The sequence below is a fragment of the Acidobacteriota bacterium genome (assembly GCA_026393675.1).
Lineage (GTDB): Bacteria > Acidobacteriota > Vicinamibacteria > Vicinamibacterales > JAKQTR01 > JBAXOX01.
Genome location: JAPKZQ010000018.1, coordinates 1 through 11,221, shown reverse-complemented (window position 1 = coordinate 11,221; position 11,221 = coordinate 1). Strand labels below are relative to the sequence as shown.

Sequence of the window (11,221 nt, the reverse complement as noted above, 5' to 3'; positions counted from 1 at the left end):
CTGGTCGACGCCTACGCTGCTGCGCGTCACCCCTCATCGAGGTGACACCACCAACTGGAGAGCTGGATGCGGGAGAACCGCCCGTCCAGTTCGGAGGGAGGGGGGGACGAACACAATCGTCTCTCCCTACCCCTATCGGGGTGGACAACTAACCCGTCCCCAATAGCCCGCAGTGTTCAAGGGCCCCGTGAAACCACCCAAGACCGTCTTCGTGTGCCAGGAGTGCGGGTCGCAGTCGCAGAAGTGGCTGGGCCGCTGTCCCGAGTGCGGCGCGTGGAACTCGATGGTCGAGGAACGCCCGGCCGTGGACGCTCCCGCTCCGGGGGTGAATCGTTTTTCGTCGGCCGCCGGCAACACGGCGCGGTTGTACACCGAGATCGAGACCGCCCACTCGCCCAGGATGACCACGGGCATCGACGAGTTCGATCGCGTGCTTGGCGGCGGCATCGTCCCGGGTTCACTGGTGCTACTCGGCGGCGAACCTGGCATCGGCAAGTCGACATTGCTGCTCCAGACGGCCTCGTCTGTGGCCCAGGCGTCGGGGCCGGTGCTCTACAGTTCGGGCGAGGAATCCGAGCACCAGATCAAGTTGCGAGGCGAGCGGCTGGGCGTCGGCACGGCACCGCTGTACTTGCTGGCCGAAACGGGTCTCGAACGCGTCCTCGAGGAGATGGCGCGGCTCCGGCCGGCGCTGGTCATCGTCGATTCGATTCAGACGGTGTTTTCGCTCCGCATGCAGTCGGCGCCCGGCAGTATCGGTCAGATTCGCGAGGCGGCCACCCAGTTGCTGTTCGCGGCTAAGGCCCAGAACGTGCCCATCATCCTTGTCGGTCACGTGACGAAGGAAGGCAGTCTCGCTGGTCCCAAGGCGCTCGAGCACATCGTCGACACGGTGTTGTACTTCGAAGGCGAGCGCCATCACGCGCACCGGATCGTGAGAGCGGCGAAGAACCGGTTCGGGGCAGTGAGCGAGATGGGCGTGTTCGAGATGACGGCCGCGGGACTCCGGCCGGTGGCCAATCCGTCAGCGCTCTTCCTGGCGGAGCGGCCGAGCGGCACGCCCGGTTCGGCCGTGCTCTGCTGCATCGAAGGGTCGCGGCCGATCCTCGTCGAGGTGCAGGCGCTGGTCAGCACGAGTGCCTACGGATACGCCAAGCGCACCGCGGTGGGCCTGGACCAGAACCGGTTGTCGCTGCTGCTCGCGGTGCTCGAGAAACGCGCCGGACTGCAGTTGGGTGGCGACGACGTGTTCGCGAACCTCGCGGGCGGCATGAGCGTCGACGAGCCGGCGGTCGATCTTGCGGTGGTTGCCGCCGTCGCGTCGAGCGCCAGAAACCGTGCCGTCGGTGCCGGCACCGCCGTGTTCGGCGAAGTCGGTTTGGCCGGAGAGGTGCGCGCCGTGACCCAGGCTTCCCGGCGAGTGCGGGAAGCCGCCCAGATGGGGTTCAGCCGCTGCGTGATGCCAGCCGCCAATGTCGATGTCACCGACCCGGGCCTGGCCGGGATTACGTGCGAGCTGGTGGGCGTCCGGACGGTCCAGGAGGCGCTTGATCATCTCCTCGTGTAATCACTCCCAAGCGCCGTTATAGTTGCGTTGTCATACAGGGAGGCCCCATGGCCTGGTTCATACTCGTCCGATTGCTCTTCCTTTCCGGAGTCGCGTTCGCAGCGGGGACATTCCAACCGGTCTCCGGCGCGGGCCTCACGATCAATGTGGCAGGTGGCGCAGCGCTCGCGCTGCTTGGTATCCTCCTCGAATGGCGATTGCGGGCCGTCAGTGTCACCCACCTGCTGGGGGCCCTGATTGGCGGATCAATCGGCCTGGGCTTCGCCAATGTCATGGGCGCCGGGCTCTTCTGGTTTGGCACGACCGACGCCCGGATCGAGTTTCTGCACAGCTTCGTCTACCTGGCGATGACGTATCTCGGGCTGGTCGTCGGGGGCCGGCACGGCGAGTGGCTGGAGCCGACCAGACTGATTACGCTGTTCCGGGCGGCCGGCCCTCAGCGTCGCTACAAAGTGCTCGATACCAGCGTGATCATCGACGGCCGTATCGCGGACGTCTGCGAGACGGGCTTCCTCGATGGGACCCTGGTCATCCCGCAGTTCGTGCTCAAGGAACTCCAGCAGATTGCGGATTCCAGCGACACCATGCGGCGCAACCGCGGCCGGCGCGGGCTCGACATCCTCCAGAAGATCCAGAAAATGACGGGCGCGGAAGTCATGATCTCCGATATCGACTTCCCCGAGGTGCGGGAAGTCGACCTGAAACTGATCGAGCTGGCCCGGTCGCTCCAGGGCAAGATCGTCACGAATGACTTCAACCTGAACAAGGTCGCGCAACTCCGGGGCGTGGCCGTGTTGAACATCAACGAACTGGCCAATGCGCTCAAGCCCGTGGTGCTGCCCGGCGAGGTGATGAAGGTCTTCATCCTCAAGGAAGGCAAGGAGTACAACCAGGGTGTGGCGTACCTGGACGATGGCACGATGGTCGTCGTGGACAACGCGCGCAAACTGATCGGCAAGACCATCGAGATCGTCGTGACCAGCGTTCTGCAGACGACCGCGGGGAAGATGATCTTCGGCCGGTTCATCGAGGCCGGTGGATCGCCGGTGCCGACCGTCGAGCGTGACGATGCCGCGCGCCGTTCGAAGAACGCGCCTCAACCAGCCGGGTTGCCCGCGGCTGGGCCCAACGGCACGTGAGCGTTCCGTCGTATCACTGGTGGCGGACGGTTTTCTTCCTGATCCCCGCGATCACCGTCTACTCGATCGTGCTCGGGACGTTCTCGGTGCTCTCGAGTTTCGTCGATCGAAGCGGGCGGTTCGCACATGGGTGCGCGCGGCTGTGGTCCCGCCTGATCCTGGTGACCACGGGCGTTCAAGTGGAGGTGAGCGGGCTGGAGCAGTTGACGCCGGGTAGGACGTACGTCTTCGTCTCGAATCACCAGAGCATCTACGACATCCCGGTTGTGTTCTGGGCGCTGCCGTTTCAACTGCGGATCACCGCCAAGCAGTCGCTCGGGTCGTTTCCCTTTCTCGGCTGGCACCTCCGGCGCACCGGTCATCTGCTGGTCGACCGGCGCCATCCGGATGCTCCGGTCATTCTCCAGCGGTGGCGTCAGTTGCTCGGCGACGGATTATCGCTCATCATCTTTCCCGAGGGCACTCGCAGCGCGGATGGGCGTGTCGGGCGGTTCAAGGCCGGCAGCTTCCTGCTGGCCATGGAAGCCGGGCTGCCGATTGTGCCGCTGTCGATCACCGGCACGCGCTTCGTGATGCGAAAGGGCTTTCTGACGGCGCGGCCAGGCCACGTCAGGCTGACGGTTCATGCGCCCGTCAGCACCTCCGAGAGCCCGGGGCGGCCCGACACGGCTGCGGCCCGCAGACTGGGCGCGCAGGTGCGATCGGTCGTTGAGGCACGCGTGGCGGCTGAAGACCAGGGGCTCGGAACATGGCCATCGAATTGACAGTATCGCCGGATCTGGCGATGCTTCTGCGCATCGGCGTGTTGACGTGTGACGTCACCCGTGTGCTCGAGGACGACACGGATCTCGCCGGTTCGCTCAGCCAGGCGGAGGAGATCATCCGCGCAGGCGACGGACTCGATGTCGGACCATCGCGCCAGCTCTATCGCAGCATCGGCATCGACCCGACCAAGACACGCCCGTCATCCGAGGCGCTGCTGCGGCGGGTCCGTCGCGGCGATCCGTTGCCGCGCATCAATACGCTCGTCGATCTCTGCAACTGGTGTTCGCTCGAGGCGCAGTTGCCGTACGGCCTCTACGACCTCGACCGGGTGGAGCCGCCCGTGACGTTGCGACGCGGTCGACCCGGCGAAGCCTACCCGGGTATCCGGAAAGACGAGGTCCATCTGGACGGCCGCCTGACGCTGGTGGACACGCGCGGTCCGTTTGGCAATCCGACGTCCGATTCGGCCCGAACCATGGTCACCACGTCAGCCAGGCGGCTGCTGGTGGTGGTCTTCGGGCCTGCCATGATCACGCCGTCGGCCATCTTGCGCGTGATCGACATGACGGCATCGCGCTACGCGCGGTTTGCGGGTGGCGTCGAAACCTGGCGGTGGGTGGCCTGACATGCACGTGGCGGCAATCATCGCGGCAGGCGGGCGCGGCGAGCGGCTCGGGGCCGGACGCCCGAAGCAGTTGATCGAGATCGGTGGGCGGTCGATGCTCCAGCGCTCGGTGGAGCTGCTGGCGGCGCATCCCGCCGTGACCGAGATCGTGGTCGTGTTGCCGGCCGATCTTGTCGGCGATCCGCCCGACTATTTGCAATCGCTCGGCAAACCGGTGCGCGTCGTCGCGGGCGGGGCCCGCCGGCAGGATTCGGTGGCCAACGGCTTTGACGTCGTGCAGGAACGTGCCGACATCATCCTGATTCACGACGCGGCGCGTCCGTTTGCGAGCCCCGATCTGATCTCGCGGACCATTGCGGCCGCCGCAGAGACGGGTGCGGCCCTCGCCGCCCTGCCGGTGAACGACACCGTCAAGCTGGCGTCCGGCGAGACAACGCCGCAGGGGCCGGTGGTCGAGCGGACGATCCCGCGCGACCGGGTCTATCTGGCGCAGACGCCACAGGCGTTCCGCACCGACGTGTTACGGGCGGCGCTGGAGGCTTGTCGCGGGGGACTTCCGGCAACCGATGAGGCGGCGTTGGCCGAAGCGGCCGGGTACCCGGTTCGGTTGGTGATGGGCGACGCCACCAATCTCAAGATCACAACCATGGCTGATTTGACTGTCGCGCGAGCTCTGGCGGAGGGCCGACGATCGATGTCCCGTATGCGCATCGGCACCGGCTACGATTTGCATCGCCTCGTCGAGGGGCGACCGTTGATTCTCGGCGGCGTGACCATCCCGGCCGACCGTGGGCTGGCCGGGCATTCCGACGCCGATGTGCTGTCACACGCCGTGACGGATGCCGTGCTTGGCGCCGTGGCGAAGGGCGATATCGGCCGTCACTTCCCGGACTCCGATCCGCAGTGGAAGGGTGCGTCGAGTCTCGCGATGCTGCGACACGCGGTTTCCCTGGCCCGCGAGAGTGGCTACGTCATCGGCAACGTCGATGCGGTCGTCATCGCCGAACGCCCGAGGCTCGCTCCGCACATCGACGCGATCCGCGAACGCCTGGCCAGTGCGCTGGGCGTGGAGGCCGGCTGCGTCAGCGTGAAGGGCAAGACCAACGAAGGCGTCGGCGAGATCGGACGCGGCGAGGCCATGGCCGTCCACGCGGTGGCGGTACTGGTGGAACAGCGGTTCCAGGAGACGTAGTCGTCATGCGCCTGCGATTCGCACCGAGTCCGACGGGGCTCCTTCATGTCGGGAATGCCCGCACGGCACTGTTCAACTGGCTGCTGGCCAGAGGCGGCGGAGGCACGTTCATCGTTCGCATCGAAGACACCGATGTCGCACGCTCGACGCGCGAGTCCGAGGCGGGAATCCTCGAAGACCTGCGGTGGATGGGGCTCACCTGGGATGAAGGTCCCGATGTCGGCGGACCGCATGGGCCGTACCGGCAGTCCGAGCGGCTGGACCTGTACCGGTCGTACGCACACGAACTGATCGTGCACGGGCATGCCTATTACTGCTTCTGTCCGGCTGAGCAGATCGCATCCGATCGGCAGGCTGCGATCGAGGCGGGACGTCCACCGAAGTACGCCGGTCGATGCCGCGACCTCCCACCTGAACAGGCGAGCGCGAGGATGAGCGGTGGCGAGGCGGCGGTCATTCGTTTCCGAGTACCGGAGAACCGTGATGTCGTGTTTCAGGACGTCGTGCGGGGCGAGGTCCGTTTCAGCACCGAGGTCATCGGCGATCCGGTGCTGGTGCGTTCTGACGGCAACCCTGCCTACAACTTCACGGTCGTCATCGACGACGCGTTGATGGAGATCACGCACGTCATTCGCGGCGAAGATCATATTTCGAACACGCCGCGGCAAGTGATGCTCTACGAGGCGCTGGGTTTCACGCCGCCAGCTTTCGCGCACCTGGCGCTCGTGCTCGGCCCGGATCACGCGCCACTCTCCAAACGGCATGGCGCCACGTCGGTTGCGGAGTTCCGGGCGCGCGGCTACCTCCCCGAGGCCCTGGTGAACTACCTTGCGCTGCTGGGCTGGTCGCCTGGTGGGGGGGACGAACTCCTTCCCATCCGGGAATTGGCGCGACGCTTCGCGCTCGAATCGGTCGGTCACAGTGCGGCGGTGTTCGATCGGGAAAAGCTGGCCTGGGTCAATCGCCACTACCTGCGCCTGGCGACTCCGGGCCGCTTGACCGACCTGGCGCTGCCGAGTTTCCGGGCGGCGGGATTTCTGTTGAGCGATTCGGCCGAGGCCCGCACGTTCGTGGAGTCGGTCGTGCCGATGGCGAGCGGATCGATCGATCGGGTCGACCAGATGCCCGAGCGGTTGCGTTTCCTCTTTGTCTTCAATCCGGGCCAGGCGATGGAGCGAGACGATGTCAGAGAGGTCTTGCGGGAGCCTGGCGCTCGAGAGGTGATTGACCGACTGGCGCGCGAGCTGGCTGGCGTCGGGCGGCTCGACCGTGAGACCTTTCGCGCGGCGGCCACGCGAGTGAAGCAGGCGACCGGCCAGAAAGCCAAGCACCTGTTCCATCCGATTCGCATCGCCCTCACAGGGGAGGCTGGCGGGCCCGAACTCGATCTGGCGGTGCCGGCGATTGACCGGGGAGCCGAACTGCCGGCCTCCTGTGGCCTGGCATTGATTATTGGGTGCCGCGAGCGTGCAGCGTTGTTTTCGGACGCGTTGAAGACGCACGTTTGAATTGAAGAGGCGCTGGTGGGACCTGGGATCGCCAGGCTCCAGCCTGGCCGACGGAGAAGCAATGCTGATCTACGGCCTCAATCCCGTGCTCGAAGCCCTACGCGCCGGACGCGCCATCGCGATCCGTATGTCGTCTTCTGATCGCGAACGACTTCGCGCCGTGCGCCAACTGGCGGAGTCGACCGGCATCCCGGTTCGGTCCGTCGAGGTGGCTGAGCTCGATCGCGCCGCGCGGGGCGGTGTGCACCAGGGCGTCATCGCCGAACTGCGCGACGCCGAGCAGTACACGCCGCAGGAGTTGGTCGCGGCGGCGGTCGGTGCGCCGCTGCTCGTTGTGCTCGATGGCATCGAAGACCCGCACAATCTGGGCGCCATCCTTCGAAGTGTCGATGCCTCCGGCGCCGACGGCGTGATTCGCCAGACGCGCCACGCCGCGCGCCTCGACGGCGCGGCCGCGAAGGCGTCGGCTGGTGCGGTGGCGCACGTGAAGATCGCTGAGGTCGTGAACATCGCACGCGCCATCGGCGAATTGAAGGACGCTCGAGTCTGGACGATTGGTCTCGATGCGGATGCCGGCGAGACGTACGACCAGATCGATCTGACACTGCCCACCGCGATTGTGCTCGGCGCCGAAGGGCAGGGACTGCGCCGGCTCGTGCGCGAGTCGTGCGACCGCCTGGTGTCGATCCCGATGCGCGGCCACGTCTCGAGCCTCAACGTCTCGGTGGCCGCCGCGGTCGTCCTGTTCGAGGCCGTGCGCCAACGAAGCAAGCGGTCGTAGGGACCCCGTCTCGGAAATCCCCTTGGAACGATGATCGGTTTCGCCCAGATTCTCCAAGAGATCCCAGCGACAGGCCAGAACGCCAGGTGTCTCAGGAACCAGTAGTTGACCGAGACGGCCCACCGTGTCGCCCTGGTCGACCTCCTATCCGCCTTTCGGAAGATGCCCACCATTCTGATCAATCTCAGGGCCGCATTTTCCGCCGCCGAGGCGAAGCCGGACAGCGAGGATGGACAGGAAGAACCGGACGCGGCGCGGAATGCCCTTTCCGCCCCCTATCCGGATTTCGATCCGCTCCGGGGCGAACCACGCTTTGGAGAGCTCGTCTCGAAGATCCGTCTTCCGGTTCAGGCTTACTGCGCACTCTCCACAGCTCCGGACCAAAAGAGTGCCCCGCACTGAGCGGGGAACTCGCACTCCGCCGTTTCTCCCCTGAAAGTCCGCACATCCCCCAAACCTGTCTGATATGTGGATATTTTGTTTGTCGTAATGTAAATAATAAGTGACATTGTGTAAAATATGGTTTACAGTGGCAATGTAGAAAACAACACGTGCCCCCCCCGAAATCATGAAAACGACACTGAGAAGATACCGCTTTGACCGCGGAGAGTTGAGCCAGCAGCAACTGGCCGACATGGTCGGCGTCTCCCGACAGACCATCGTGTCGATCGAACGCGGAGACTATGCCCCCTCCGTGAAGCTGGCGCTTCTGCTGGCAGAGACACTGGAGGCCACAGTCGAAGACCTGTTTGTCCTGGAGGAAAAGGACCATGCGTAAGAAAGACCCGATCTTCTGGGTGGCCACAGGCATCTTCCTGGTGGCCATCGTCATCTACGCCACCACGCGGGACCAGCGCTGGCTCTTCCTGATGATCGCCTCGTACCTTCTCCGGCCTACACTCGCATCGCTCGGAGTGGCACGGCAGTATGTCGACGAACGCCAGATGAGCATCCATTACCGATCGGGGAATATCGCGTTCGCCGTGATGATCGTCGCGTCGGTCGTCCTGGCAGTCGTTCAAAGCAGTAAGGGAGACCACAGCTGGGAACTGTTCAATATCGTCATCATCCTCGGACTGGCGTCGAAAGCCCTCTTCAATGTGGTTCTGGTGAAGAACTACCGCGAGGCAGGCTCACGGATCATCATGGCGGTCGGACTGCTTATGCTCCTCTTCGTTGCCATGGAGAACGGCGCCACAATCGGTGGCCTCGTGGAGTCGTCCCCGTCGCTCCTGATCGTAGGGATAGGGTGGCTGGCAAGGAAGTTCCCGAAGACGATCGGCTCGATCGTATTCGCAGTGACGGCTATCCTCTTGTTCGTCATTCTCAGAAGAGGTCTCACCCTCGGCCAGATTGCGACCGCCCTGATGATCTGTGTGCCCCTGATCCTGGCCGGCGCATGCCTCTTTGCGCCTGATAGGAGTCACGCTGACAGCAGGGCCGATGCCGCGCGCCCTGCCCCCTCACCCCTGACCACACACACGTGACCTTGCGTTGACGATGAGCATGTGCAGGCAATTCACACATTCACACCACTCATGGAGGATGCGTCATGAAACGGCCGGCTCTGTGCCACGCAGCACTACCGGTGATCATCGGCGGTCGCTCACGGGCGTTCTGTCACGTGGTCGCTACCGGCTTGGGCGCAATAGGACTCTCATACGAGGTGCGGAAGGATAATTGACCACCCCAGCGTTATCCCATCATTCAGGGAGGATCCCATGAAAATCCTGTGCTCGTGCATCGCCATCTTCACACTCCTGGCTGTGGTCGCCGCACCCGCGCTGGCCCAAACAGCGCTGCGCGTTGGCGTGTTCGACTCGCGGGCGATCGCCATCGCGTATGCCCAATCCCCCGCGTTCGGCCAGGAGATGCAACAACTCCGGGCGCAGTTCCAGCAGGCGAAGACCGACAAGAACGACACGCTCGCGGCAGAGCTTGAGGCCAAGGGTCAGACGCAACAGACACTCCTGCATTTGCAGGGCTTCAGTATTGGTTCCGTGTCGGAGATCCTCGGGATGTTCAAGGACGCCGTGACGGCGGTGGCGAAGGAGGCGAAGGTGTCGGCGGTGGTCTCCCAGTATGAACTGGCGTATCAAGGCCCGAACATCGAGACGGTCGATGTCACAGAGGCCTTAGTCAAGAAGATCAACGACTCGCCGAACGTGGTAGCGATGCTGGGAGAAATAAAGAAGAACAAACCCCTGCCGATGCTGGAGGCACTCGGTATGCGGGACAAAGACTAGCGCGCGCCGCGCACACGCGCATCGGGGGGCCGGGGTCCGTTACCAGATCCCGGCCCCCACCACCGAACGTACCGGTCGACATCTGGCGGTTCACAAGGCGCGCGCAAGGCGCTGGTGTTCATTGAGCAAGCTCAGGAGCCCGTGCCTGCAGGGCTGTGGTAGCGTCGCCGGTGTTCGATCACGGGCGTTCCGTGACCTACCCGCAAGCGTGCTGGGAACGAGGGCGGTTGTCAACGGTCGGACTTTCCGAAACTGGCTTCATCTGGCCTCAAGCCGCAGGCGGAACGCTTGCTCGCCCTGCTGGCGCGGAACCCCTATCAGATCCCGCCGCCCTTCGAGAAACTCGTGGGGAATCTTGGAATTCTTGCCTCTGGTTCCCAGACCGTATTCGTGACTATAATGACTGGTTGCACCCCTGCCGGACGATGTCACGGAGCGGTGGATGTGTCGTTTTAGCCTCACGTACCGAACGGGTCCGAAAAGGCCTCGACCGGTTGCGATGTGGCACGCAACGTGCTAAGCTTGGGGTTTCGTCTGGCTGGCGTAGCTCAGTCCGGTAGAGCGGCTGATTTGTAATCAGCGGGTCGGGGGTTCAAATCCCTCCGTCAGCTCCACTGTTCGAGTTGGCCGGGGAAGACAAACCCCTACGCGTTGTGATCTGCGCCCACGGGCTTGGCCCATGTGGGTGATTCGGGCCGAGCAGAAGACGAGAAGCCGGGGAGGTTGCAGAGCGGTCAAATGCAACAGACTGTAAATCTGTCGGCCATGCGCCTTCGGAGGTTCGAATCCTCCCCTCCCCACCATTCGACTCGGCCAGCAGGCCGAAGGCGAATGGTGTCTTGAGCGAGCGTAGCGAGTCGAAAGGCACCAGGCCTCGCTCATGGCGAGCCAGTTGAAGCAGGTCAGGTCGACAAGGGTTGGTAGGCGGTTGGGTGGCAGCGAGCAGTTGGCGGGAGTAACTCAGTGGTAGAGTCACAGCCTTCCAAGCTGTTGGTCGCGGGTTCGATCCCCGTCTCCCGCTCCAACCTTCGCTCGTGGAACGAGTGAAGGTTGTCCGCCATAGCTCGTTGATTGGATGACCAGCAACGAGCGGCGGCGGACCTCTCGCGAGCTTCGGCTGGCGAGCCAGGTGCATTGTGCTGTCGGATGTTGGCATTTTTGCCGATGTAGCTCAGTCGGCAGAGCGCGTCCTTGGTAAGGACGAGGTCACCGGTTCGAATCCGGTCATCGGCTCCACTGTGTAAGCGACATTTTTCTGGAGACCAGCCATGGGGAAAGAGAAATTCGATCGGTCGAAACCGCACGTCAACGTGGGGACCATTGGGCACATTGACCACGGAAAGACGACGCTGACGGCGGCGTTGACGAAGGTGGCGTCGTTGAAGGGCTGGGCGAAGT

12 protein-coding genes, 4 tRNA genes and 1 pseudogene are annotated in these 11,221 nt (G+C 64.2%); all 17 read left to right on the top strand.

Annotation, left to right across the window (positions count from 1 at the left end; all coding sequences use genetic code 11):
- Positions 1–187 precede the first annotated feature (187 nt).
- Positions 188–1,567 (top strand): DNA repair protein RadA, encoded by a 1,380-nt coding sequence (radA, locus tag NT151_06620; protein ID MCX6538588.1) that lies wholly within the window; start codon positions 188–190, stop codon positions 1,565–1,567.
- Between the two features lie 47 nt (positions 1,568–1,614).
- On the top strand, positions 1,615–2,706 hold the full coding sequence (locus NT151_06615) for a TRAM domain-containing protein (protein MCX6538587.1): 1,092 nt from the start codon (positions 1,615–1,617) through the stop codon (positions 2,704–2,706).
- The gene (locus NT151_06610; protein MCX6538586.1) at positions 2,703–3,470 is read left to right on the top strand and encodes a lysophospholipid acyltransferase family protein; all 768 of its coding nucleotides are present in this window, start codon (positions 2,703–2,705) and stop codon (positions 3,468–3,470) included. The genes NT151_06615 and NT151_06610 overlap by 4 nt, the downstream gene beginning before the upstream one ends.
- The gene (locus NT151_06605; protein MCX6538585.1) at positions 3,455–4,096 is read left to right on the top strand and encodes a phenylalanine--tRNA ligase beta subunit-related protein; all 642 of its coding nucleotides are present in this window, start codon (positions 3,455–3,457) and stop codon (positions 4,094–4,096) included. The genes NT151_06610 and NT151_06605 overlap by 16 nt, the downstream gene beginning before the upstream one ends.
- A gap of 1 nt (position 4,097) precedes the next feature.
- Positions 4,098–5,288: a 2-C-methyl-D-erythritol 4-phosphate cytidylyltransferase gene (ispD, locus tag NT151_06600; GenBank protein MCX6538584.1), complete on the top strand. Its 1,191-nt coding sequence runs from the start codon at positions 4,098–4,100 to the stop codon at positions 5,286–5,288.
- A 5-nt stretch (positions 5,289–5,293) separates the two neighbouring features.
- Positions 5,294–6,796 (top strand): glutamate--tRNA ligase, encoded by a 1,503-nt coding sequence (gltX, locus tag NT151_06595; GenBank protein ID MCX6538583.1) that lies wholly within the window; start codon positions 5,294–5,296, stop codon positions 6,794–6,796.
- 61 nt (positions 6,797–6,857) lie between these two features.
- Positions 6,858–7,577 carry a 23S rRNA (guanosine(2251)-2'-O)-methyltransferase RlmB gene (gene rlmB / locus NT151_06590; GenBank protein ID MCX6538582.1) on the top strand — a complete coding sequence of 240 codons (720 nt, stop codon included), beginning with the start codon at positions 6,858–6,860 and terminating at the stop codon, positions 7,575–7,577.
- A gap of 105 nt (positions 7,578–7,682) precedes the next feature.
- Positions 7,683–7,979 (top strand): hypothetical protein, encoded by a 297-nt coding sequence (locus NT151_06585; GenBank protein MCX6538581.1) that lies wholly within the window; start codon positions 7,683–7,685, stop codon positions 7,977–7,979.
- A 166-nt stretch (positions 7,980–8,145) separates the two neighbouring features.
- Entirely contained in the window at positions 8,146–8,355 is a 210-nt protein-coding gene (locus NT151_06580; protein MCX6538580.1) for a helix-turn-helix transcriptional regulator, read from the top strand.
- Positions 8,348–9,064, top strand: coding sequence for a hypothetical protein (locus NT151_06575; protein MCX6538579.1), 717 nt, complete (start codon positions 8,348–8,350; stop codon positions 9,062–9,064). Before NT151_06580 ends, NT151_06575 begins: the two co-directional genes overlap by 8 nt.
- Positions 9,065–9,298: 234 nt before the next feature.
- Positions 9,299–9,823 (top strand): hypothetical protein, encoded by a 525-nt coding sequence (locus tag NT151_06570; GenBank protein ID MCX6538578.1) that lies wholly within the window; start codon positions 9,299–9,301, stop codon positions 9,821–9,823.
- Between the two features lie 252 nt (positions 9,824–10,075).
- Positions 10,076–10,180, top strand: a pseudogene (locus tag NT151_06565) (type II toxin-antitoxin system mRNA interferase toxin, RelE/StbE family).
- A 180-nt stretch (positions 10,181–10,360) separates the two neighbouring features.
- Positions 10,361–10,437, top strand: a tRNA-Thr gene (locus tag NT151_06560).
- A 102-nt stretch (positions 10,438–10,539) separates the two neighbouring features.
- Positions 10,540–10,626 (top strand) — tRNA-Tyr (locus NT151_06555).
- 146 nt (positions 10,627–10,772) lie between these two features.
- Positions 10,773–10,847, top strand: a tRNA-Gly gene (locus tag NT151_06550).
- A 136-nt stretch (positions 10,848–10,983) separates the two neighbouring features.
- Positions 10,984–11,059, top strand: a tRNA-Thr gene (locus tag NT151_06545).
- A gap of 32 nt (positions 11,060–11,091) precedes the next feature.
- On the top strand, positions 11,092–11,221 hold a 130-nt coding region (locus tag NT151_06540), incomplete at its 3' end, for a GTP-binding protein (protein MCX6538577.1).